A 23756-nucleotide genomic window follows, 5' to 3' on the forward strand; every position below is an offset into this window, starting at 1 on the left:
ACATGAACTCGAAAACCATCGCCAACGGAATCTTGCGGGCCGTGGCCATATTGGTCGGTGTTGTCCTTTTTGCCCTGTTCCTCTATAAAATTCAATCGGTACTGGCCTATTTGGCCATTGCTGCGGTCATTGCCCTTTTGGGTAGGCCCATTGTCCTTTTTTTACGTCGACGGTTGAAATTCCCGAATACACTCGCGGTTGTAGTTACTATGGTTTTAATGCTGTCCCTGTTTTTGGGTATATTGGCCTTGTTCATTCCATTGATCACCGAACAAGGAAGAAATCTTTCCTTGCTCGATATTGAAGATCTTAAGGAGAACATCAATACCCTGTATTTGCAAACTTTGGAATATTTTGGGGCTACCTCGGGGAATGTGAACGAACTCATCGAAGAATCCCATATCGAGGAAAGTATGCTTAAGGGGCTCGACCTTGGTTTCATTCCCAACTTTTTGAACACATTTGTCAACGCTTTGAGCACCTTCAGCGTTGGACTTTTTTCCGTGCTTTTCATTTCATTTTTCTTTTTGAAGGATAGCAAATTGCTTCAAAACGGTCTTTTGGTTTTTGTGCCGGACAACAAGGAAAGTAACATGGTTAAATCCATCGACAAGATCAATGGATTGCTTTCCAGATATTTCGCGGGCATCTTATTGCAATTGTTCATCTTGTTTGTGATTTACACCATTGCCCTTTTGATCGTTGGTGTGGAAAACGCCATTGTGATCGCCTTTCTATGTGCGTTGTTCAACATCATACCCTATGTTGGTCCGATCATTGGTGGCGTGATCATGATCACCCTTACCATGACCAGTTTTTTGGGGTCGGATTTTAGCTCGGTACTCTTGCCAAAAGCACTCTATGTTTTTATTGGTTTGGTCATCGGTCAGTTGGTGGACAACTTCTTTTCACAGCCCTTTATTTTTTCCACAAGTGTGAAATCGCATCCCCTGGAAATCTTCTTGGTCATCATCATTGCCGGATTGCTTTTTGGGGTCGTTGGAATGGTGATAGCCGTACCGGGATACACCGCAATCAAGGTGGTTTTAAAGGAGTTTCTAGCGGAAAATTCCTTTGTGAAAAAATTGACCAAAAATTTATAGCATCTCTTTGAATAAATTGATTTTAAATACTGGTGTACAGGAATTTATATTAAATAATTTGAATACTGACATCGTGTCAGTATTATTGCAAAAACCCCAGTTTGAGGGTATCTCTCAAAAAGAGTTGGCCGAACAGTTGGAGGCCAAAAAAAAGTGTGAAAAAAAACTGCCCACTTGGTACCACTCCCCTAACATTTATTACCCAAACAAACTCAATATCGAACAGACCAGTTCTGAGGTTACGGCCCATTACAAAGCTGGTTTGGTAAGTGGCAAAAACCTATTGGACCTTACGGGTGGTTTAGGTGTGGACAGCTATTTTTTTTCCAAAAAAATGGAACGGGTGTTGCACTGCGAAGTGAACCAAAATCTAAGTGAAATTGCTGCCCATAATTTTAAAATCTTAGGTCATAAAAACATCGAATGTATACCTCAAGATGGCATTCAATTTTTAAGGGAGCACGACGGAAGTTTTGATTGGATCTATGTGGACCCCTCGAGACGCGACGATAAAAAGGGAAAAGTCTTTTTGTTGGAGGATTGCCTCCCCAACCTCCCCGAACACCTTCACCTTCTTTTTGAAAAAACCAAAAACGTACTGGTAAAATCCTCACCCTTGCTCGACATTACACAAGGACTCAATGAACTGAATTTTGTGAAGGAGGTTCATGTGGTGGCCGTAGCGAATGAAGTGAAGGAACTATTGTTTGTTTTGGAGAACGATTACAGAGGTGACGTTTTCATGAAAACCATCAATTTGAATCCACCGAAGAACGACACTTTCGATTTTATGCTGTCCGAAGAGGCCATTACCAAAGTGGACTATGGAGCTCCCGCCACCTATCTCTATGAACCCAATGCCGCCATCTTAAAATCCGGGGGGTTCAAATCTGTTGCCAAGGCCTTTGCTTTGCAAAAATTACATCCTTCCTCCCATTTGTATACATCATCCAAATTAATGGACTTTCCTGGAAGAAGATTTGAAATACAACGCCAAGTGTCCTATTCCAAAAAATCCATGAAAGACTTGGTATTGGAAAAAGCCAACATCACCACGCGTAACTTTCCAATTTCGGTGGCTGACATTCGTAAAAAACATAAAATAAAGGATGGCGGCAACGACTATCTATTTTTTACAACGCTGTCCAATACTGATTTGGTGGTGTTGCACTGCACAAAACGTTAGTTGCTACAGGGCCATCTAAAATTGGCCACGGGATCGTTGGAAGCTGCCGATAGGTTATAATGCCACCACTCCGTGCGGATCGACCAAAAACCATGGGCTTCCATGGTTTCCTTCAATAATTTTCTATTATCCAAAATGTGTTGTGGCAAATCCGTATTATCGTGATAGGCGCGCTTGCCAAAAAAATCGAAGTCCGTGCCCATGTCCAATTCATTGCCCTCCAAATCTACCAGAGTAATGTCCACGGCACCCCCTTTGTTGTGGATAGATCCTTTGTCAGGATTGGCCACATATTGAGGGTTGGGCACAATTTCCCACATTTTGTACTGTACTGAATTGGGGCGATAACAATCGAAAAACTTTATCTTCACCCCCTGCTTCAAAAAATCTTGATTGGCAGCTATAAGAGCCTTGGCTGTTTTTACACGGGTATAGCATTCCGCACAATCGTACACTTTGGCCTTTAAAAAGTTGTTCTCCGTGGCATAGCGGAGATCATAGGCGAAATCCCCGTTAAAATCCGCCAAACGCACAAATGTGGTGTCCGCAAGACCCTCGAATGTCCAGTATTCCGGGATATTTTTCTCAGAAATTGAATCCGACACCGCTTCCACATCGGATTCTGTAAGTTCAATTTCTTGGTTTTTTGGCTGGGGTTTATCCCTGCACCCCACCATGAATAAAATACAACAAACAATACCAAATTGTGCAACCCTCATCGTTTCGCTCGTTTCTGTTTTGCCATCCAAGTATATAGGGAATCCGTGGTATAGGCTCGGCCCCATATGGCGTGCCCTGCATCTTTATAGCGTGTATATTCTACATCGTACCCCATACTTTTCAACTTTTCCACCATGCTATCGGATTCTTCTACCCCTATCACATCATCCTTTTCACCATGAAATACCCAAATTGGCATCGATTTATCGATCCAATGCGCATAGGGTAATGGGGCCATTCCGCAAACCACGGCCATTGCCGCAAAGGTATTGGGATATTGGGTGGCCATTTCCCAAGCCGCACTGCCACCCCTGCTCAATCCGGTCAAATAAATGCGACTTTCATCAACCCGATTTTGTTTTACCACAGTATCCAATAATTGCTTTATTGCTTCCGTGTTCCACCATTTGCGCTCATGTGGATTCTGGGGTGCCAAGATCAAGAAGGGAAACTGTTTACCCTCGGCCAAAAGTTTGGGTGGACCACTTTTTTTGATTTCGTCTACATCCCTACCAGCTTCGCCACCGCCATGCAAAAACAACAACAAGCCGAAATCCTGTTCTTCGTTTTCATTGTACTCTTCAGGATAGTACAGATAATATTCGAATTGCTCCTTGGTAACCGTTTCGATTTCATTCAGCACCAACTGGGATTGTCCAGCACAAGCCTGCATAAATAGCAGTGCACTAAACAACAAAATTTTAAACGTGACCTTGATCCTTTGATTTTTCATTTTCACAGTAATTTTTCAGCAATCTCCAACCAATTTTCTGCCCTTTCAAAGTCTGTGGTGTGCACGTTGTGGGGCGAGGTGAAGATAATGGGCCTGCCTTCAAATGTATGCAGGTTACGACTTCGGTCGTCAATCAATACATCCCCTTTCAAAATATATTTATGTCCGCACAAAATACGTTGTTGCCAGGGAATAAATGGGAAATGCAAATCGAGCCAATCCGATTTTTCCCGTAACGAATTCGGAAACTCCATGGCAGCGGAAGCCACATACACTTCATATTTTTGATTGAGTTCCCGCAACACTTCCTGGCTGTTCGGAATAACTTTCATATCCCGAAAAAAACCGACCCGATGGGTATGGTCCTTAATGGACTGTTGATGGGCTTCGGGCACACATTGCCAAACCTCCCTGCCATAACAGTCCTCTTTGGTCAATTGGGCATTGTGCTCTTGGTTATATATTTCAATGTGGGCATTGTAGGCATCGGCCATCACCTCATCCATATCCACAAAAATGGTCATAAGCACTGTTTTTGGTGAAATAACACAAACCTTAGGGATTTATCAAACCATTAACGGTAAAATATACACCTATTTAAATCAGGAAAACTCAAAACCCCAATGCTCAATATGAAAATTCATAAAAACTTCTCCCTTATGCCACGAAAGAAGATCGTGCGGTTTCCCAATTGAAAAAGATCATTTACCTTCACAAAGCATGATGATGGAGCATCAAAATGCAACTTTTGATTAAAACCAACCTTACATGTTACCCAAAGGAACTTTCCCCGAAAAGGTCTATTTAAATGGTGAAATCGTAGCCAGTAACGATGCCAAAACATCCGTGTTCGATCGCGGTTTTCTGTTTGGAGATGGTATTTATGAAGTGATGGTCCAGTTGGAGAATGGCATTTTTTATAAAAAGGCCCATTTGGATAGATTACAGGAGAATCTGGGGAAAATCGGAATTTCATACGATGTGAACACATTGGAAAGCGACATTCCCAAACTGCTTAAAGCCATCCATTTAGAACAGGAATCCTGTTTGATCTATATGCAGGTAACCCGTGGAGTGGCACCAAGAAAACACGCATATCCCAAAGGGATACCGCCAACCGTGATGATGTATGCCCTCCCCTATACTTTGCCATACATTAACAACAAGAATATGAAAGCCATTGTGGCACCTGATTTCAGATGGCACCGGTGCGACATCAAATCCATATCATTATTGGGCAATATCATGACCAACGAGGCTGCTATGCAAGACAATGCCGATGAAGCAATTTTGGTCAGGAATGGTGAAATCACCGAGGGCTCCCATACCAATATCTTTTTTGTTAAGGATGGCACCGTGATCACCCATCCTGCCAATGAACATATTCTGGATGGCATTACCAGAAAAATTGTGGTACAACTATGCAAGGAGATGGATATTCCGCTGGTTGAAACTCCGGTATCGTTAAAGGAAATACACACTATGGACGAAGCCTTTTTTACGGGAACAACCACACAAATAGCAGCTATTGCACAAATAGGTGATCATATTTATTACCACAATGACAACATGGGCCCATTAACGGTAAAATTGCAAGCCGCTTTGGGTCAACTAAAATCTTTGGATACATCTGAAATAACCTTACCATGAAAACGAAACAACCAACCCTTTCCAATTTATTCCATGGATTCATTCCATTGTTTATTGTAGTGTTCCTTATGGGATGCAGCCCAACTACCACCTATGATGTGGTCATTCTGAACGGAACGGTCTACGATGGCAAAGGTGGGGATCCCGTGATTACCGACATTGCCATTAAAGACTCCCTAATTGTGGCCATCGGGGATTTGGACAATGCCAAGGCCAATCGAATTATTGATGCGACCGGACTAGCGGTATCTCCCGGATTTATTGACATGCACACCCACTTGGAACCCCTAATGGAACTCAATTCCTGTGAAAGCCATGTGCGTCAAGGTGTGACGACGGCTTTGGGAGGACCCGACGGCAGTTCACCCTATCCCTTGAAACCCTACATGGATAGTTTGCAAAGGAAAGGGATAGGTATGAATGTTGCCTATTTGGTCGGTCATAATACAGTTAGAAGAAATATCATGGGCTTGGAAAACCGCGCCCCTACAGCAGAAGAATTGGTGGCCATGAAAGCGGAAATCGACAGTGCCATGAAAGATGGGGCTTTTGGTATTTCCACAGGTTTGAAATACCTTCCCGGTGCCTTTTCCAAAGTGGATGAGGTGATTGAACTATCCAAGGTGGCCTCCTCTTACGGCGGAATTTACACATCCCATCTTCGGGAAGAAGGGTTGGGTCTTTTCGATGCTGTTGCCGAAGCCATTCAAATTTCTGAACAAGCGAATATTCCCGTGGTGCTCACCCACCACAAGGCGATCGGAAAACCCATGTGGGGCAAAAGTGCACGCACCTTGGCCATGGTGGATTCCGCCAGGGCAAAAGGTTTGGATATAAAAATGGACCAATATCCCTATGATGCCAGTTATACCAGCATCTCCGTTTTGATTCCCAGTTGGGCCAGGGCCGGTGGACAGGAAGCATTTATAAAACGAACAGAAGATCCCATACTTCAGGACAGTATAAAGAATGGGATCGTTTTCAATATCCTAAACGACAGAGGGGGTTCCGATTTGGACAGGGTACAGTTCGCCAAAGTGGAATGGGCCCCCGAGTTGGAAGGGAAAACCTTAAAATACTGGTGCGAACAGAACAATTTAGAGCCTTCCGTGGAAAATGGGGCCGATATGGTCATCCAAGCACAATTGAACGGAGGTGCTTCCTGTGTTTTTCATGCCATGGCTGAGGAAGATGTGGAACGCATCATGAAACATCCCATGACTATGATCGGGTCGGACGGCCGATTGGTCGAACCCGGAATGGGACACCCGCATCCGAGATGGTATGGCACATTTCCAAGGGTTTTGGGCCGTTATGTCCGTGAGAAAAACACTTTGTCCCTTTCCGAGGCACTTCGCAAAATGACCTATTTGCCAGCACAAAGTCTAAACCTATCCGATAGGGGCAGTATAGCGGAAGGGATGCGCGCAGACATTACCATTTTTGACCCCGAAACTGTGATCGATAAAGCCACCTTCGAAAAACCACACCAATATTCCGAAGGCATCGAATATGTAATTGTTAACGGCGGTTTGGCCGTGGACAATGGGGAATTTAAGGATATTAAATCAGGAACAGTTTTAAGAAAACAATAGAAACCACCTTTATGAAACGACTCATACCAGTCCTTTTGCTTGCATTAGGCATTTTCTCCAGCCCACTTTTGGCCCAAGAAAGCACAACTGTGGACAAAAAATACACCAAGGAAGTTGAAAAATTGGCGAAAGCCAAACAAGTGCAAGCTGCTTTCAAAACGATTGCCAATCAAAAGGATGAAACCACCCAAAATTTGATCACGTTGACCGAAGTCCTGGCACCGCCGTTCAAAGAAACCGAACGGGGAAAGGTGTTTGCAGACATGCTCAAAGAAGCAGGCATCGATAGTGTTTGGACGGATAAGGTAGGTAATGTGATCGGGCTACGTAAAGGTACATCCGGCGAACCAGGTTACGTTGGGGTCGATGCACACTTGGATGTGGTTTTCCCCGAAGGCACCGATGTTACCGTGCAAAAAGTGGGCGATACCTTAAAAGCCCCTGGTATTGGCGACGATACCCGAGGATTGGCCATGCTCATCAGCATGCTCAAGGCCATGAATAAGGCCAACATCAAAACTTCAAAAGACCTGCTCATTGTTGGCTCTGTGGGCGAGGAAGGCCTCGGTGACCTGCGTGGAATGAAATATATGTTCAATGAATCTGGGTTGAACATTGATTCCTGGATTGCCATTGATGGCGGTGAATTGGGACGGATCAGCAATGCTGGTTTAGGTTCTAAACGCTATAAATTGGTGGTAAAGGGTAATGGTGGTCACTCGTGGGGCGCCTTCGGTTTGGCCAATCCCCATCATGCCCTTGGTAGTGCCATCGCCCATTTTTCAGAGGCGGCATGGGCCTATACTTCGGGTGATATCCCAAAAACCAGTTTCAATGTGGGTCGCATAGGCGGGGGAACCTCGGTTAACTCCATTCCTTTTGAATCGTGGATGGAAGTGGATATGCGTGCCATTGACCCAAAGAACTTGGATGAGATAGAGGCTATTTTCAAAAGTTCGGTGGAAACAGCCATTACCAAATACAATGCAAGTGGTATTCGGGATAAAGTAACCTATGAATTGATCAAAATCGGTGATCGGCCTTCAGGGGAGCTTTCCCCTTCCCTACCCTTGATCCAACGGACCATGGCCGCCACCAAAGTGTTTGGTGGCACTCCCGTTTTGGGCAGGGGCAGCACCAATATCAATATTCCGGTATCCAAAGGCATCCCTTCGGTGTGCATTGGTCGTGGTGGCCAAGGTGGTGGAGCCCATTCCCTGCACGAATGGTTCCTGAACGATGAGCCAGGGGATGAATCCATACAATTGGCGCTTTTAATCACATTGGCCCAAGCCGGACTCGAAAAATAAAGCGATGACAAAGCTGTTCCAAAAAGCAATTGTATGGGTACTGTTGATTGGGTGTCTAGGTGTACAGGCCCAGTTGACCCCGGAACAATCTGCACGTATCGATAGTTTATTTTTGGACTGGAGCCGACCCAACCATCCTGGAGGGGCCATTGCGGTAATGCAAGGTGATCTAGTGGTTTACTCCAAAGCATTCGGGTTGGCCAGTATGGAATATTTGGTACCTAATACAACCGGAACGCGCTTTAATGTTGCTTCGGTTTCCAAGCAGTTCAGTGCTTTGGCCATCATTCGATTGCATCTACAAGGAAAACTTTCCATTGACGACACCATCGATAAATACATTGATGGGCTTGCTCCTTTTGGACACGATATCACCATCAGGCATATGCTGCACCACACCAGTGGATTGCGAAGCCTACATGCTCTTTTTGCGTTGGCGGGATGGCGCGACGATGATACACGCACCAATGTCGATTTGAACCGCCTCATTGCCCAACAAACCGAATTGAACTTTGAACCCGGTTCGGAATACCTCTACTGCAATACAGGTTATATGTTTTTGGTGAACATTATCGAGAAAGTCACAGGCACTCCCTTTGTGGATTATATGAAAAAGGAGGTATTCATCCCTTTAGGGATGATGGATACTTATGTGGAAGATGCCTACGATCGAATTGTACCCAACAATGCCACATCATACAACCAAACCAAGGATGGATTTGTGCGTTCCGTGGAATATTGGGGATATGTGGGGTCGGGAAACATGCATACTACAACTGAAGATTTGTTGACTTACTTGAAAAATTATTACGACACTACCCCTGGTTGGGAACAGGCCTTTGCTATGATGCAGACCTTGGACCCACTAACCGATGGCAGCCCCAACGACTACGCATTTGGTGTGGTCGTGGATGATTTCTTGGGTAGAAAACGGGTGGGACATGGTGGTTCCATTGGTGGTTTCAGGGCAAATATTGCTGTATTTCCCGATGAAAAAACCAGCATAGCCATTACCACGAATTTCTCTTCTTCAGGGCCCGCTGGAAAGTCCAACCAAATTGCCAAGGTACTTTTTGGAGGACCAGACACCAAAGCTGTAAAGGTTGTTCCAGTTTCAGAAGGTAAAATGCAATCTTATGCAGGATTGTATTTAGATGGCGACACCTATACCGAGCGGGAAGTGGTCTTTGAGGGAGATACCTTATATTTTGGCAACGGGAATTCAGCCTATCTACCTATAAAAGAAACTGTATTTGTCAACACAGATCCAGAAAATGCATCCACCATTGAATTCAATAATGGCAAATTGACCTTTCGACCAGAAAGTGGGAAGCCCATGGTATTTTCAAAATTTAAGGAAGAACCCCTAACCCCTCAACTCGCCGAAAGCTATATGGGCACCTATTACAGTCCTGAAATTGCAACCACCTATACCATCCATTTTGAAAAGGAGAAATTATACGCGCATCACATTCGGCATGGCCAAATACCCTTGATACAACGAAGACAAGATCTATTGGAAGGGGGATTTCCGCTATCGCACTTGAAGTTCAATCGAGAAAATGGTGAAATAAACGGTGTTTGGATTTCCAACGGCAGGGTGCGCAACCTTTGGTTTGTAAAAACAAAATAGCTAAACTGATTCCTATGAAACTACGACACCTCCTTTATATTTCCCTTTTTATGGGGTCCATGGTGCCCGGGATGGCCCAAACCTTCCCAGACAGGGTTTGGCACCAGGCAAACGAAGAAGAAGCCAAGCCGTGGCAAAATGAAAAATCCAGGGCCTTCCGGAGATACCTGACGGATAGCACAGTGATCACAGGGCTAATGATCGTACACAAGGGCAAAGTGGTTTTTGATTTTGGGGACGTGGAAGAATTGAGCTATATCGCGTCCATCAGAAAAAGTGTGCTTTCCATGCTGTATGGACAGTATGTGGAAGATGGTACCATCAAACTGAATAAGACCATCAAGGAATTGGGCATTGACGATGTGGAAGGTATTCTGCCCATAGAAGAAACAGCTACGGTACAGGACATCATCTCGGCCAGATCGGGCGTTTACCATCCCGAAGGATATCCTGGCGGCATGCAGGAATATGCCCCTGAGCGTGGCTCGGTGAAACCTGGCACCCATTGGCTGTACAGCAATTGGGACTTTAATGTGGCCGGATACATTTTTGAGCAGGAAACTGGCAAAAACATCTATGACGAAGTGGAACGGCAATTGGCCAATCCACTCGGTATGCAAGATTGGGACCGTTCCCTGCAACAGAAACAAGGCAACACTTCCGTATCAAAATATTTGGCGTACCCCATGTGGTTTTCCACCCGCGATATGGCCCGTTTGGGCCTGTTGATGCTCAACAAAGGAAAATGGAAGAACACCCAGGTCATAAGTACCTCTTGGGTGGATGAAATGTTGAAGACACGCACCACCTATCAAGAATTGAATAACAATGTGCCCGTGTTCCAAGGCACCGGTGTATATTATGGTTACGGCTACATGTGGTGGCTTTGGCAAAATGTGGAGGATAAACGTTATGAAGGAGCCTATTCTGCCAAAGGTGCCATGGGACAGAACATAACCGTATATCCAGCCATCGAGACCGTTTTGGCCTTTAAGACCAAAGCTGCCTACCAACGGCGAAACTCATCGGATGTTCGCATTAAAGTAGCCCAAAAAGCCGCTGCGATTTTTGATATGCAGCACTAATCTTAGGAATTAAGAACTACTTTCAGCTCAATTTCTCCTTAAAGAAATCCATGGTGCGTTGCCATGCCAGTTCCGCTGCATCCTTATCGTATCTTGGGGTGGTGGTATTGTGGAATCCATGGTTGACATCCGGGTACATGAAGGCCGAATATTCCTTGCCGTATTTTTTTAGGGCTTCCTCATAAGCTGGCCAGCCTACATTTACGCGTTCGTCCAAGCCTGCATATTGTAACATGAGTGGGGCATTGATCTTATCGATATCCTCCGTGGGTTGACCGCCATAAAAAGGAACGGCTGCGGCCAAATCAGGGACCTTTACTGCCATCATGTTCGAAATCCATCCCCCAAAACAAAATCCGACCACGCCAATTTTACCCGTACAACCTTCGTGGGCCTTCAAATAGTCGAATGCCGCTATAAAATCCTCCAACATTTCGTTGCGGTCCCGTTCGCGTTGCATGGTCCTGCCCTCATCATCGTTACCTGGATACCCACCAAAGGGCGTAAGCGCATCGGGGGCAATGGTGATGAACCCTTCCAGGGCAGCCCTTCTGGCAGTATCCTCTATATAAGGATTCAATCCTCGGTTCTCATGCACCACAACAATACCAGGAAGTTTTCCCTCTGCATTTTTGGGTTTGGATAATAGAGCCTTCATTTCACCTGCCCCTTTTGGAGAATTATAGGTGATATAGCCAGAATCCAAATTGGGGTCGTTCTTGTCCACCAACATCGTATCCACATAATTTGGCATCAAAAAGCTCATCAAGGAGGCCACCGTTATGCCACCAACGGCGTACAGGCCCAATTTTTCTATGAATTCCCTTCGCTGAAGTTTGTTGTGGGCATAATCATCATATAGGTCGAATACCTCTTGTTTAATGTCTGCTTTGGTCAATTTTTTCATATCGTATGGTGTTTGTAGCGTTTATTCATTTTATCATGGGATTGGTTGAAAGAGCTTAATGTTCACATATCTGCTTGAAACCCTCTTTCGATAAAATCAAAATCAATCCGATTTAAAAGATAATTCAAAAATCAATTGAACCATGGAATAATTCTGTAAACGACTGATTTAGTTGCACAAACAAAGAATGGAATATGTAATAACGCGTTTAAAAAAGGTTTGAAAGAGAGCAATTCATTTGCAAGTATCCAAATGTTCAAATGTGGAAACAACGATTCTAACAAGTTCTGCCATAACAGTACAAATTATATTCATAAATACTTCCAGCTATCTGAAGGTTTAAAAAGAGATGGGAAATCTAGTATGGCATCCATTGCGTCTTTAAAATCGAATAGCCCACCAAAAAAACAAGATTAATTAAGCGTGCCTTTTTCGAGGTATCGGAAGAATTCGAACCTTTGACCGTCTGCTTGGAAGGCAGTGAAAGTATCTTTATATATGTCTGATTATTAAATTTTTAAAATATTATTTTAGTGAAAAGGTCGGAAATGCCAGAAACTATCCAAGTGATGTTGAAATTCTTTTATCAATGGCTCAAAACAACAAGTGGTATGGAGATTCAATTAAAACCCTCCGATATAAAGCGTTGTGGAGATAATGAGCATAATGGGGAATATTGATTACATTTAAAATTGCCATGAAAAAAAATATAGTGCTTTTTGCGGTCCTTTTGTTCGCCCTATCAAATTGCAAGCACCAACCGGTAGATGAAACACATAATCGGAAAAACAACAACGATTTGCTTGAAAAAAGCAGGTTGAGACAACCACCATTTGAAGCACCCGAAGATATGGTTTGGATACCGGGCGGTGATTTTATGCAAGGATCTGTACCACAGGATAAAATGGCCATGATGCACGAAAAGCCGGCCCATAAGGTACATGTTGATGGTTTTTTTATGGATATTCACGAAGTGACCAATGACCAATTTGCCAAGTTTGTGAAGGAAACGGGTTATAAGACGGTGGCGGAGCGCGAAATCGACTGGGAAGAAATGAAAAAGCAATTACCTGTGGGAACACCAAAGCCTCACGATTCCATTTTACAGCCCGGCTCGCTGGTGTTCAAAAAAACTAAATCCAGCGTTCCCAATCTGAATGACTATTCCCAATGGTGGGAATGGAAAATAGGAGCCAACTGGAAACACCCAAATGGCCCTGAGAGCGACATAGAGGACAAGGGAGACCATCCGGTGGTGCATATTGCCCTGGAAGATGCAATCACCTATTGCGAATGGGCTGGAAGAAGGTTGCCCACTGAGGCTGAATGGGAGTTCGCAGCCCGCGGAGGAAACAACGACCATCGTTTTTTTTGGGGGAACGATATTGTATTGTTGAGTGCCCAAGCAAATACCTGGGAGGGGGAATTCCCCGTGAATAATACCAAGGCCGATGGTTTCGAACGCAGAGCACCGGTAATGAGCTATCCAAAGAACGAATTTGGACTTTATGACATGGCAGGCAATGTATGGGAATGGACCAACGACTGGTACAACACCAACTATTATAAGGAATTGGAGGCAAAAGGAGAAGCCGCAGTCAATCCAAGAGGAGCCGACAAGGCTTTCAATTCAAGTAATCCTTATGTAAAAGAGAAAGTGATCAAAGGGGGGTCCTTTTTATGCAGTGCCTCCTATTGTGCCAGTTACCGAATAAGTGCCCGAATGGCCACTAGCCCCGATTCTGGCATGGAACATTTGGGGTTTAGGACTATTTTGGCTGTTGAAAATGAATGATTGAGTACTGGAAATCTCTGTATGGATTAAATCATTTAGATAAATCAGGCTTGTACAATTAAATGGCCCTAAAATAAAAACCCCGGTATTCCCGGGGCTTTTTGTTTGTGATCGCGGAAGGATTCGAACCTTCGACCGTCTGCTTAGAAGGCAGATGCTCTATCCAGCTGAGCTACGCGACCCACTTTGCGGGTGCAAAGATACTAATGTGAACGGTTGTAAAAAATATTTTTTTTTAATTCTTGACTATTTTGGCCCCATGGGCCATCAACCGTCAACACCATTTTTAATGAAATCCGATTTCCTTTAGGCCTTCATGACTGATCTTGATCACATCCAAGGGCTTTTTGTCCCATGACTGATCCTGTTCAACAAAATATTTCATCATCCCAGAAGTTTCCTTTTGATCCAAGATCCGCTTAAAATCGATGGTTCCTTCACCCACAGGAGCAAATTTACCTTCCTCATCCATATCTTTTACATGCCATGACTTGAACCTTCCAGGGTATTTTTCAAAATAGGCCACGGGATCTGCCCCGGCTCGGGTTACCCAATACAGGTCCATTTGGAAATTGACATATTTGGGGTCTGTATTCTCCAAAAGATAATCGATTGGCACTACACCATCCTCATTTGCTTTAAATTCAAAATCGTGGTTATGGTACAGCAATTTGAGCCCAGCGGCTTCACACTTTTTACCAATTGTGGTCAATACACTCACAAAATTCTCCATAGTGCCTTTCATACCCATGGTCCGGGTTTCACGATCAAAGGTAAACATGCCCATTGGTGGAACCGGAATGGTAAAATATTCAAAACCTGCAGCCTTCACATCTGCAATCAGCTGATCGGCATTGTCCAAAGTCACCATGCCCATGTGGGTGCTCACAGGTTTTAAACCTTGGCTCTCCAAATAGGCTTTGAACTCGGCGGGCTCCATCCCATAAAACTTACCTTCGTTGTAACCGGCCGCTTCCACATAGGCATACCCGACTTCGGCAACCTTTTCCAAAGTAGCTTTGGCGTCTTCCCCCATATTGTCCCTAACTGTATACAGGGCCAAACCACCAAAATGTTCCTGGGCTTGCATCGCCATGGCGAAAAACACAAAAATAGCTGTGGTAAAAAGGGCTTTGCCCTTAGTTTTTAAAAGTGTATCCATCATTAATGTTTGTAGTTAATTTATGTTTCAAATGGCTTACAAGATAGTCCATTAACCGTAATTAAATTAATCGACATTGTTATAAAACCCCAATTGAAAACCATCAAATTAAAAAATCCGTTGGATGCAAACATCACAACGGATTTAATACATGAGTACCTATTATTTTACACTTCGTCCAATTGGAGAGAAATATTCACCTTTATTTCATTATCCACCTTGATCATACCAAGTACTTTTTTGGGTGGTTCAAGACCAAAATCGGTCAATTTTAAGGGCAAGGTACCTTTCACACAAATATTCCCTTCCAATTCACAATCCAATTTGGTTTCATAAACTCGGGAAACGCCAGCTATTTTTATTTCCATGCCCACTCCTATTTTTTGTTGGTCGTTGTTAGGGGGATCGACATGGAGCAATTTAAGCTCCACTTCGGGATATTGTTCCGATTTCAGCAAGGCCCTAAAATCTTTGTTGATGTTCTTGCCGCCACAATCAAAACAGTCATTGGCCAGTTTTAACCTGGCATTTTTAAATTGGATCTGTTCTTTCTTGTCGTCATAAACCAACCGAATGGGCAGTTCCAATTCTTCCAAGTTGTACGTGCAGGTAAACTGGTTCACGTTGGTGGTACCGGATATGACCACTTCACTTTCGGGAGCAACACGAACCGTGGTTTCCCGCTCGGGTTCGGTAAGGCCCAACCCAATAAAAAGGATAGTAACTATCCAGAATGTTTTGGTGATATGTGAAATTGTGGATAACATGGTTCAGTTAAATATAGGAATTTTTACGATTTAAAGACCCAGGGCAAGATTTGCCCCAGGTCTTCGTCATAAAACCAATCTCCTTAGAAACTTATCACAGCTTCCAATAAAACCCCATTGAATTTTCCGTCGTGGAAAATACTGGTGGTATCGTAGCCATCATAGGTTTGGTTCACGTACTCTATCTTGGTCAAGATGTTCTTGGTCAAGAAGGCACCGAAGCCCAATTGGGTCCTATTGATGGTGATATCGGAACCAGAAGGATCTTCTGAATCCACGGTATTGTATCGACCTCCTATGTAGAAGTTTTCATTGTTTCCGAAACGGTAGATCAACTCACCGGCCAATTGGGTGGCAGTTCTTTTGTCGGTCTCGGCATCAGCTTTACCTTTTGCGGTTTCAAAAGTTCCGAAGAATTCCAATCCTTTGTATTTTACGAATGGATTGATCATGAAAGCAGTGATCTCATTTCGCATTCCTGGGTCGTAACGGCCAGATCGGAAGTTACTGGTAGCAGAAGCCTCTGTATTTTCCATAACCAAATAGTATCTGGAACCTGCACGGTCAGCGCTGTACAAATACACCCTACTTGCTTTTCCTGTGCTGTACAAGGAACCGGTCAAGCGAAGCCTGAAATCATCGTTCAATTGCTTGTCGTAACCTAATTTGGCCAAGATGGAAGCACCTGTTTGATCGGGATTGGTAACCGCTTGGTTCAATTTACCATTGGATAGACCGAACATACCGATGAAACCATTTTTCCTGAAGTACACCTCACCACCAACCTCAGTGGTAAAGGCATCCATGATCAAGTTGCCCACAAATGGGTTGTATATGGCTTGGGAGTTGTCCGATCTTCTAAAGTGGGCATCACCATAGTTGTTTTCCATGTGCCCAACCTTAATGGTCAAGTATTTCATCGCTTCTTCCAAGAATCCGGGGCTGATGAAATCCAAGTTGTCCACTTGTAAATAACCACCTTTTACATATGGCTCTGGGTGGTGCCTGGATGACAAGTAGGTTCTTAGGTGCATACGAACACCTTTGGCCAATGCAACATCCAAATCCAAGTTGGCGGTTGCCAAGTTGAAGTTATCGCCAATTTCGATCAAATCCACTGCACCGGAGTTTTCATGGTCCAATGCTTGGAACTGTAGTGTGGACGAACCACCTACCCTAACTTTCACACCATCAAAGGTGAGCATTGTATCTTTTGGGCTTTCAAAAACGTTTATGCCATTTTTGTCGGGAGAACGAAAGTTGTCCAGTTGTCTATTCTGCGAATAGCCCATAAGGCCGGCAAGAAATGCAGCAGCCAATAGTCCGTGTTTTACATATTTTCTCATTGTTATCGATTTTTTAGTTGAGTATTTGATTTATTTATTGATTTACGTGATTGTTTTATTGCCAAACTGTTTTATAGTGCACCTCGATTTCGTCACCGGTTTTAATGGTTCCCAATAGTGCCTTGGGCGGTTCAATACCGAAATCGGTCATTTTTAATGGTTTTTTTCCATTCAACAGTACCTTACCATTGTTTAGGGTAAGATCAAAAGGTAGATCTACTGTGTTTGTCTTGCCCGCAATGGTCAACTTTCCGGTTGCCACCACCTTGTATTTGTTACTTGTAGAAACAACAGGTGAAATGCTTTTTACGGCATCCATTTGAAAAACGATCTCCTTGTACTTACCAGTGTTAAGCGCCTTATAGGTGTTTTTGTCCATGGCATCCTTACCGCTTTTTAGGCTTTCGGCCATAACAGTGAATTTTAAGGAACTGATGCTTGGAAGTTCACCGGAGGGATCGATTGCAATGGTTCCGGATTTCTGTTCCGCCACTTCTTCCCAATCGTGCAGGGTCGAGGTTCCGGTTACCGTAACTTCCCCTTCACTTTTACTGATCTGATAGCTTTGGGCGGAAAGAGCTATCGGGATGAGGCCCATGGTCATCAGGAGAATGACCGCCTTGAAGGATAATTTCTTTTTTGTGACTTGTGATTGCATAGTATTTTGGTTTTGTTGCGACAAAGTTCATACAGGGAAGAATCCTAAAAGATGATAATTGTCAGTATTTTCGCAACTACTTGATATTTAAGTAACTAAAGTTACATAATTTTTATATTTCATTGATTTTTAACCATCTAACACCCTAATTTTTGCTTTTTTTGACTCCATCAAACCGCTAAAAATGACAGGGGTTCCTTTGTTATGGGACTATACGAAGCATTCTGCCCCAATCCTATCGCCTTACGGTAAAACCCTGATTTTTATCATGTTCTGCCCCAAGGTAAGCGGCTAATTTTACAGAAGAATTTTAGCACTTATCAACTTCTAATAGGTAATCAAGATGGAAACACTTACAGAAAACCAACTCAGTGTCTATTCTTTTGGCAATAAAAAGGCCGATGGAAGCCGTGACATGAAGAACCTGCTCGGTGGCAAGGGAGCCAATTTGGCCGAAATGAGTCGAATCGGAATACCCGTTCCCCCCGGCTTCACCATTACCACTGAGGTCTGCACACAATACAATCAGGATGGTAAAGAAGCAGTCATTGAACGTATCGAGCCCGAAGTTCGCGATGCCATTACACGCATCGAGGAAACCATGGGCGCCACCTTTGGTGATGACGAAAACCCATTACTGATTTCGGTACGCTCCGGTGCCCGGGTATCCATGCCCGGCATGATGGATACCGTATTGAATCTTGGTCTAAACGACGAATCGATCAAAGGTGTGATCAAAATGACGGGCAACGACCGCTTTGCATGGGATTCCTACCGAAGGTTCATCCAAATGTACAGTAGTGTGGTTATGGGTCTTAAACCTGAATCCAAGGACGATTTGGATCCCTTTGAGGAAATAATCGATCATTTAAAGGATAAACGACGTATTGAACACGATACCCAATTTACCGTGCAAGATTTGCAAGACCTGGTCTACGACTTTAAGGATATTGTAAAGAAAAGAACAGGCAAACCTTTCCCTTCCAACCCATGGGACCAGTTATGGGGCGCCATTCTTGCAGTATTCGATAGCTGGAATGGGGATCGGGCCATTTATTACAGAAAAATGCATGGCTACCCAGAAGATTGGGGTACTGCCGTAAACGTTCAGGCCATGGTGTTCGGTAATATGGGCGAGGATTCTGGAACTGGGGTATGCTTTACCCGGGATGCAGGTACTGGTGAAAACAAATTCAACGGGGAATACCTCATCAATGCCCAAGGGGAAGATGTGGTTGCCGGTGTACGTACCCCTCAACAAATTACCTTATTGGGTTCACAGCGATGGGCAGAATTGGCCCAGGTTTCCGAAGAGGAACGCGTGGAAAAATACCCATCCTTGGAAGAATTGATGCCCAATATCTATAAAGAACTGTTCGAATACCAAAACAAACTGGAAACCCACTATCAGGATATGCAAGACATGGAGTTCACCATTCAACAAGGTAAACTTTGGATCTTGCAGACACGAAATGGTAAACGTACGGGAGCAGCCATGGTCAAAATTGCCATGGACCTTTTAAAAGAAGGATTGATTGATGAAAAAACGGCCCTAATGCGCATAGAGCCAAATAAACTGAACGAATTATTGCACCCCATCTTCGACCCCGATGCACTTGCAGAAGCCGATGTCATTGCCCAAGGACTTCCCGCTTCACCGGGAGCTGCAACAGGTCAGATCGTTTTCTTTGCCGATGAGGCCAGTAAATTCAAGAACAGCATTTTGGTTCGTATAGAAACTTCCCCTGAAGATGTGGAAGGCATGAACGTGGCCAAAGGTATTGTCACTGCCCGCGGTGGTATGACCTCCCACGCTGCTGTTGTTGCACGGGGAATTGGTAAATGCTGCGTTTCCGGTGCCGGTGCATTGAAAATCAATTACAAAACCCGAACCTTAAAAGTGGGCGACCATGAGTACCACGAAGGGGACTGGATTTCAATCAACGGATCTACCGGTAACATCTTGGAAGGAAAAGTGGCCACCAAAGAACCTGAATTGAGCGGTGAATTTGCCGAACTCATGAAACTTTCCGATGGGTATGCCGAAATGGAGGTACGCACCAATGCGGACACCCCAAAAGATGCTGAAATTGCCCGTAACTTTGGCGCAAAAGGCATCGGATTGACCCGTACGGAACACATGTTCTTCGAGGTGGACCGTATCAAGGCCATGCGCGAAATGATCTTGGCCGATACCGTTAAAGGTCGTAAACAAGCTTTGAAAGAACTTTTACCCATGCAGCGTGGCGATTTTGAAGGCATCTTCAGAGCCATGAAAGGCTATCCCGTAACCGTGCGGTTGTTGGATCCCCCATTACACGAGTTTGTGCCCCACCAATTGGCCACACAAAAGGAACTTGCCGATGATCTTCATATTTCCTTGGCATCAGTTAAAAGCAAAGTGGCCGAATTGGAAGAGTTCAACCCCATGTTGGGTCACCGTGGCTGTCGATTGGGCAATACCTATCCCGAAATCACTGAAATGCAGGCCCAAGCCATCTTGGAAGCCGCATTGAACCTGAAGAAGGAAGGCATCATCACCAAACCGGAAATTATGGTGCCCTTGGTAGGAACCGTAGAAGAGTTCAGGCAACAAAAAGAGGTAATCGACAACACTGCTCAAGAAGTGTTCAAAAAACGCAAGGATACCGTGGAATATTCAGTGGGTACGATGATTGAAGTACCCCGGGCCGCCTTGGTTGCCGATGAGATAGCAGAAATTGCGGATTTCTTCTCCTTCGGTACCAACGACCTTACCCAAATGACCTTTGGATACTCTAGGGACGATTCCGGAAAATTCCTGCCCATTTATTTGGAAAAAGGCATTTTGAAAGCTGATCCCTTTGAAGTGTTGGATCAAAAAGGCGTTGGCCAATTGATCGAATTGGGTACCAAACGCGGAAGATCCACCCGTCCAGATCTAAAAGTGGGCATCTGTGGCGAGCACGGTGGGGAACCCAGTTCTGTTGGATTCTGTCAAACCGTTGACATGAACTATGTGAGCTGTTCTCCATACCGAGTACCTATTGCCAGGGTAGCTGCTGCCCAGGCTGCAATAGCTCAGAAATAACATAATACCTAACCATTCTGTTTTTTTATAAATCCCGGCCTTGCCAAGTTGTAAGCGCCGGGATTTTTTATAGGACATATTACCATAGTATCTTCGGGAAAATACATAATTTGCGTTCCCAAGCCCTAGTAAACCCTGGCCATAGTGAAAGAAAGATCCAACGAACAGACCGCTATCCGCACCACCTACTTCAGTATTTTTGGAAATGCAAGTCTGGCGCTGATCAAGGGTCTTGCAGGTTTTTTCGGTAATTCCTACGCCCTTATCGCCGATGCCATGGAATCCACCACGGATATATTCTCGTCCCTTTTGGTCTTGGTCGGTTTGAAATACGCCAAAAAACCGGCCGATGAAAACCACCCCTATGGCCACGGAAAAATTGAACCCCTGATTACCTTCATTGTAGTGGCCTTTTTGGTGACCTCGGCTACTATTATTGCCTACGAGAGCATCCAACACATACGGACACCCCACAAAACCCCTGAATCCTGGACCTTGTATGTTCTAGGTGCCATCATTTTATGGAAAGAGGTCTCCTATCAAATCGTGATCCGAAAGAGTACCCAAACCCATAGCTCATCCCTAAAAGCGGATGCTTGGCACCATCGCAGTGACGCCATCACCTCGATAATGGCTTTTATTGGTATTTCAATTGCCCTAATTTTTGGGGAAGGTTATGAGACTGCCGATGATTGGGCGGCATTGTTGGCTTCCGCCTTTATCCTATATAATTCCTTCCTGATTTTTAGACCTGCTTTGGGTGAAATTATGGATGAACACCAATACGACGATCTTATCCAAGAAATCAGGGATACCTCAATGGAGGTTGATGGCATTATCGGCACGGAAAAATGCTTTATCAGAAAATCCGGGATGAAATACCATGTGGATCTACACGCGATCGTCGATGGCAAAATTTCGGTGGAGGAAGGTCATTGGATTGCACATAATCTTAAAGATTATCTCCGAAAAGAAATTCCGAACCTAGGGCATGTACTCATCCATATCGAACCGGATGAGTATACCTACGATGTGGATTGAACCATCTGCGCTCCCAACTTTCCAACAAATACCCTGGCACTTATTGATTTATGGTTGAAATGGAGTATCTTTTACAATACAATACCAACCACTATGAAACATTTATTGATTACAGCATGCGGTTCCGCCTTGCTATTGCTTTCCTGCGAACAATCCACCAAATCCAACTATAGCATCAATGTATCCTTCGATACAAACATTAGCGCAGAAAAGAAGGATGGCCGCCTATTGTTGATGCTCTCTTCGGATGATAGTAAAGAGCCTCGATTTCAAATCAACGATGGCCTGTCCACCCAACTCATTTTTGGAATGAATGTGGACAACATGGCACCGGGGCAATCCATTTCGTTTGACGAGAGTATTTTTGGATATCCCTACCCCAGTCTGGCCGAAGTACCGCCTGGTGAATACAATGTTCAAGCCCTGTTGCATGTCTACGAAACCTTCAACCTTTCCACAGGTCACACCGTAAAATTGCCCATGGACAACGGAGAGGGCCAACAATGGAACCGATCGCCCGGGAATTTATACAGTAAACCTTTCAAAATTACCGTAGGTGAAAAAGGGATTGAAAATGTTTCCGTGGTCATGGATCAAGAAATTCCACCCATCCCTGAGCCAGAGGATACCGAATGGATCAAACACATCAAAATAAAATCAGAAAAACTATCCGAGTTTTATGGACGGGACATGTATTTGGGTGCCCATGTTTTGTTGCCGAAGGATTTCGACAAACATCCCGAAGCCAAATATCCGTTGATGGTTTTTCATGGACATTTTCCCAGTGATTTTGGTGGATTCCGGACCACGCCACCCGACCCGAATCTGGAACCGGAATACTCGGCACGGTTTGATCTGGACGGATACAACATCATTCAGCAACAAGAAGCCTTTGATTTTTACCAACGTTGGAACGAACCCGATTTCCCCCGTTTTTTAATCATTGAAATTCAGCATCCCACCCCTTATTATGATGACTCCTACGCGGTCAACTCTGCCAGTCAGGGGCCTTACGGCGATGCCATCACCTACGAGCTCATTCCTTATATCGAAGAACAGTTCCGAGGTATTGGAGAGGGTTGGTCCCGCTTTTTATATGGCGGTTCAACCGGCGGATGGGAAGCACTAGCCGTTCAGGTAAAATATCCTGAGGAATACAACGGTTGTTTTGCCGCTTGCCCCGACCCCATCGACTTTAGGGCCTACTGCCTTACCAATATTTATGAGGATGACAATGCCTATTACTACGATTCCGCACACAAAAAACTGGAGGTCCCCTCCCATCGTAATTATTTGGGCGATATTCAATCCACACTTCGGCAGGGTAACCATTTAGAGCTGGTATTGGGCGACAAATCGCGTTCCGGCCAGCAATGGGACATTTGGGAAGCCACCTATTCGCCACAGGGTGAGGATGGCTATCCGGTTCGAATCTGGGATAAAATGACCGGGGAAATCGATCACGAGGTGGCCGAATATTGGAAGGAAAATTATGATTTGCGCTATATTTTGGAACGCGATTGGGACAAATTGGGCGAAAACCTACGGGGCAAGATCCATATTTATTGTGGGGATATGGACAATTACTATTTGAACAATGCGGTGTATTTGATGGAGGACTTTTTGGAAAGCACCACGGAACCATATTATGAAGGTGAGGTTTTGTACGGTGACCGTGCGGAACATTGCTGGAACGGCGACCCTGACCAGCCCAATGCCATCAGCCGACTGCGGTACAACACGATGTATTTGCCCAAAATCATGGAACGCATTTGGAAAAGTGCGCCTGCAGGAGCCGATTTAACCAGTTGGAGATACCAATAGGTAATCAAAATTTTTGGCTCAAACCAATGTCTGGAAAAACAGGATGCCACCTGATTTTTTACTGAGGTTGACCAGTTTATTGCCATGAACCATTATTCGATTTTAGAAAACTAATCCATGTCATAGGATTCCATACAAAAGGCTCTTACCTTTTTAAGAAATTCAAAATTA

At 44.4% G+C, this 23756-nt stretch carries 19 protein-coding genes and 1 tRNA gene; 11 read left to right on the forward strand and 9 right to left on the reverse strand.

Annotated features, from left to right (window positions below; all coding sequences use genetic code 11):
- Positions 1-2: 2 nt before the first annotated feature.
- Together EO131_RS04700 and EO131_RS04705 are read left to right on the forward strand one after the other, a co-directional pair.
- Positions 3-1103, forward strand: coding sequence for an AI-2E family transporter (locus EO131_RS04700; protein ID WP_127019410.1), 1101 nt, complete (start codon positions 3-5; stop codon positions 1101-1103).
- Positions 1104-1176: 73 nt separating this feature from the next.
- Complete coding sequence (locus EO131_RS04705; RefSeq protein ID WP_313790026.1) at positions 1177-2289, forward strand: THUMP-like domain-containing protein; 1113 nt, start codon at positions 1177-1179, stop codon at positions 2287-2289.
- On the opposite strand, the gene EO131_RS04710 is transcribed toward EO131_RS04705, so the two are convergent.
- The 3 genes from EO131_RS04710 to EO131_RS04720 are packed head-to-tail and all read right to left on the reverse strand — an operon-like array spanning position 2286 to position 4266.
- The gene (locus EO131_RS04710; RefSeq protein WP_127019414.1) at positions 2286-3008 is read right to left on the reverse strand and encodes a M15 family metallopeptidase; all 723 of its coding nucleotides are present in this window, start codon (positions 3006-3008) and stop codon (positions 2286-2288) included. The genes EO131_RS04705 and EO131_RS04710 overlap by 4 nt on opposite strands.
- Positions 3005-3742 (reverse strand): carboxylesterase family protein, encoded by a 738-nt coding sequence (locus EO131_RS04715; protein ID WP_127019416.1) that lies wholly within the window; start codon positions 3740-3742, stop codon positions 3005-3007. Before EO131_RS04715 ends, EO131_RS04710 begins: the two co-directional genes overlap by 4 nt.
- A 2-nt stretch (positions 3743-3744) precedes the next feature.
- Positions 3745-4266 carry a 5' nucleotidase, NT5C type gene (locus EO131_RS04720; RefSeq protein WP_127019418.1) on the reverse strand — a complete coding sequence of 174 codons (522 nt, stop codon included), beginning with the start codon at positions 4264-4266 and terminating at the stop codon, positions 3745-3747.
- A gap of 244 nt (positions 4267-4510) precedes the next feature.
- On the opposite strand from EO131_RS04720, the gene EO131_RS04725 reads away from it, so the two are divergent.
- From EO131_RS04725 to EO131_RS04745, 5 genes are read left to right on the forward strand one after another with little or no spacing between them, the layout of a single operon-like run.
- Positions 4511-5392, forward strand: coding sequence for an aminotransferase class IV (locus tag EO131_RS04725; protein WP_127019420.1), 882 nt, complete (start codon positions 4511-4513; stop codon positions 5390-5392).
- Positions 5389-6987, forward strand: a complete 1599-nt coding sequence (locus tag EO131_RS04730; RefSeq protein ID WP_164731610.1) for an N-acyl-D-amino-acid deacylase family protein — start codon at positions 5389-5391, stop codon at positions 6985-6987. Before EO131_RS04725 ends, EO131_RS04730 begins: the two co-directional genes overlap by 4 nt.
- An 11-nt stretch (positions 6988-6998) precedes the next feature.
- Complete coding sequence (locus tag EO131_RS04735) at positions 6999-8297, forward strand: M20/M25/M40 family metallo-hydrolase (RefSeq protein ID WP_127019422.1); 1299 nt, start codon at positions 6999-7001, stop codon at positions 8295-8297.
- Between the two features lie 4 nt (positions 8298-8301).
- On the forward strand, positions 8302-9930 hold the full coding sequence (locus EO131_RS04740; protein ID WP_127019424.1) for a serine hydrolase domain-containing protein: 1629 nt from the start codon (positions 8302-8304) through the stop codon (positions 9928-9930).
- Positions 9931-9944: 14 nt separating this feature from the next.
- Positions 9945-11015, forward strand: coding sequence for a serine hydrolase domain-containing protein (locus tag EO131_RS04745; protein WP_127019426.1), 1071 nt, complete (start codon positions 9945-9947; stop codon positions 11013-11015).
- Positions 11016-11037: 22 nt separating this feature from the next.
- On the opposite strand, the gene EO131_RS04750 is transcribed toward EO131_RS04745, so the two are convergent.
- Entirely contained in the window at positions 11038-11922 is an 885-nt protein-coding gene (locus EO131_RS04750; protein WP_127019428.1) for a dienelactone hydrolase family protein, read from the reverse strand.
- A gap of 697 nt (positions 11923-12619) precedes the next feature.
- Between EO131_RS04750 and EO131_RS04755 the strand changes: the two genes are divergently transcribed.
- A complete protein-coding gene (locus EO131_RS04755) occupies positions 12620-13717 on the forward strand; it encodes a formylglycine-generating enzyme family protein (protein ID WP_127019430.1) in 1098 nt (365 codons plus the stop codon).
- 108 nt (positions 13718-13825) lie between these two features.
- Here the strand turns inward: EO131_RS04755 and EO131_RS04760 are convergent.
- The 5 genes from EO131_RS04760 to EO131_RS04780 all read right to left on the reverse strand — a co-directional run bounded on the left by EO131_RS04760 (position 13826) and on the right by EO131_RS04780 (position 17650).
- Positions 13826-13899 (reverse strand) — tRNA-Arg (locus EO131_RS04760).
- A gap of 104 nt (positions 13900-14003) precedes the next feature.
- Positions 14004-14882, reverse strand: a complete 879-nt coding sequence (locus EO131_RS04765) for a sugar phosphate isomerase/epimerase family protein (RefSeq protein WP_417935599.1) — start codon at positions 14880-14882, stop codon at positions 14004-14006.
- A gap of 164 nt (positions 14883-15046) precedes the next feature.
- Complete coding sequence (locus EO131_RS04770) at positions 15047-15646, reverse strand: YceI family protein (protein WP_127019432.1); 600 nt, start codon at positions 15644-15646, stop codon at positions 15047-15049.
- An 83-nt stretch (positions 15647-15729) separates the two neighbouring features.
- A complete protein-coding gene (locus EO131_RS04775) occupies positions 15730-16992 on the reverse strand; it encodes a hypothetical protein (protein WP_127019434.1) in 1263 nt (420 codons plus the stop codon).
- A 55-nt stretch (positions 16993-17047) separates the two neighbouring features.
- On the reverse strand, positions 17048-17650 hold the full coding sequence (locus EO131_RS04780) for a YceI family protein (protein WP_127019436.1): 603 nt from the start codon (positions 17648-17650) through the stop codon (positions 17048-17050).
- A 343-nt stretch (positions 17651-17993) separates the two neighbouring features.
- Between EO131_RS04780 and ppdK the strand changes: the two genes are divergently transcribed.
- The 3 genes from ppdK (at position 17994) to EO131_RS04795 (ending at position 23585) form a co-directional block, all read left to right on the forward strand.
- Positions 17994-20720 carry a pyruvate, phosphate dikinase gene (gene ppdK, locus EO131_RS04785; protein ID WP_127019438.1) on the forward strand — a complete coding sequence of 909 codons (2727 nt, stop codon included), beginning with the start codon at positions 17994-17996 and terminating at the stop codon, positions 20718-20720.
- Positions 20721-20864: 144 nt separating this feature from the next.
- Positions 20865-21761 carry a cation diffusion facilitator family transporter gene (locus EO131_RS04790; RefSeq protein ID WP_127019440.1) on the forward strand — a complete coding sequence of 299 codons (897 nt, stop codon included), beginning with the start codon at positions 20865-20867 and terminating at the stop codon, positions 21759-21761.
- A 93-nt stretch (positions 21762-21854) separates the two neighbouring features.
- Positions 21855-23585, forward strand: coding sequence for an alpha/beta hydrolase-fold protein (locus EO131_RS04795; RefSeq protein WP_127019442.1), 1731 nt, complete (start codon positions 21855-21857; stop codon positions 23583-23585).
- Positions 23586-23756: the final 171 nt, after the last annotated feature.

It is taken from the genome of Flagellimonas beolgyonensis (assembly GCF_003992615.1).
GTDB lineage: Bacteria > Bacteroidota > Bacteroidia > Flavobacteriales > Flavobacteriaceae > Flagellimonas > Flagellimonas beolgyonensis.

Excerpts from the sequence above, each read along its gene's own strand:
- EO131_RS04730 (WP_164731610.1), top strand. The coding sequence starts at position 5,389 with ATGAAAACGAAACAACCAACCCTTTCCAATTTATTCCATGGATTCATT.
- EO131_RS04745 (WP_127019426.1), top strand. The coding sequence starts at position 9,945 with ATGAAACTACGACACCTCCTTTATATTTCCCTTTTTATGGGGTCCATG.
- EO131_RS04795 (WP_127019442.1), top strand. The coding sequence starts at position 21,855 with ATGAAACATTTATTGATTACAGCATGCGGTTCCGCCTTGCTATTGCTT.
- ppdK (WP_127019438.1), top strand. The coding sequence starts at position 17,994 with ATGGAAACACTTACAGAAAACCAACTCAGTGTCTATTCTTTTGGCAAT.
- EO131_RS04740 (WP_127019424.1), top strand. The coding sequence starts at position 8,302 with ATGACAAAGCTGTTCCAAAAAGCAATTGTATGGGTACTGTTGATTGGG.
- EO131_RS04715 (WP_127019416.1), bottom strand. The coding sequence starts at position 3,742 with ATGAAAAATCAAAGGATCAAGGTCACGTTTAAAATTTTGTTGTTTAGT.
- EO131_RS04770 (WP_127019432.1), bottom strand. The coding sequence starts at position 15,646 with ATGTTATCCACAATTTCACATATCACCAAAACATTCTGGATAGTTACT.
- EO131_RS04755 (WP_127019430.1), top strand. The coding sequence starts at position 12,620 with ATGAAAAAAAATATAGTGCTTTTTGCGGTCCTTTTGTTCGCCCTATCA.
- EO131_RS04750 (WP_127019428.1), bottom strand. The coding sequence starts at position 11,922 with ATGAAAAAATTGACCAAAGCAGACATTAAACAAGAGGTATTCGACCTA.
- EO131_RS04775 (WP_127019434.1), bottom strand. The coding sequence starts at position 16,992 with ATGAGAAAATATGTAAAACACGGACTATTGGCTGCTGCATTTCTTGCC.
- EO131_RS04780 (WP_127019436.1), bottom strand. The coding sequence starts at position 17,650 with ATGCAATCACAAGTCACAAAAAAGAAATTATCCTTCAAGGCGGTCATT.
- EO131_RS04710 (WP_127019414.1), bottom strand. The coding sequence starts at position 3,008 with ATGAGGGTTGCACAATTTGGTATTGTTTGTTGTATTTTATTCATGGTG.
- EO131_RS04735 (WP_127019422.1), top strand. The coding sequence starts at position 6,999 with ATGAAACGACTCATACCAGTCCTTTTGCTTGCATTAGGCATTTTCTCC.
- EO131_RS04720 (WP_127019418.1), bottom strand. The coding sequence starts at position 4,266 with ATGACCATTTTTGTGGATATGGATGAGGTGATGGCCGATGCCTACAAT.
- EO131_RS04765 (WP_417935599.1), bottom strand. The coding sequence starts at position 14,882 with ATGATGGATACACTTTTAAAAACTAAGGGCAAAGCCCTTTTTACCACA.
- EO131_RS04725 (WP_127019420.1), top strand. The coding sequence starts at position 4,511 with ATGTTACCCAAAGGAACTTTCCCCGAAAAGGTCTATTTAAATGGTGAA.
- EO131_RS04700 (WP_127019410.1), top strand. The coding sequence starts at position 3 with ATGAACTCGAAAACCATCGCCAACGGAATCTTGCGGGCCGTGGCCATA.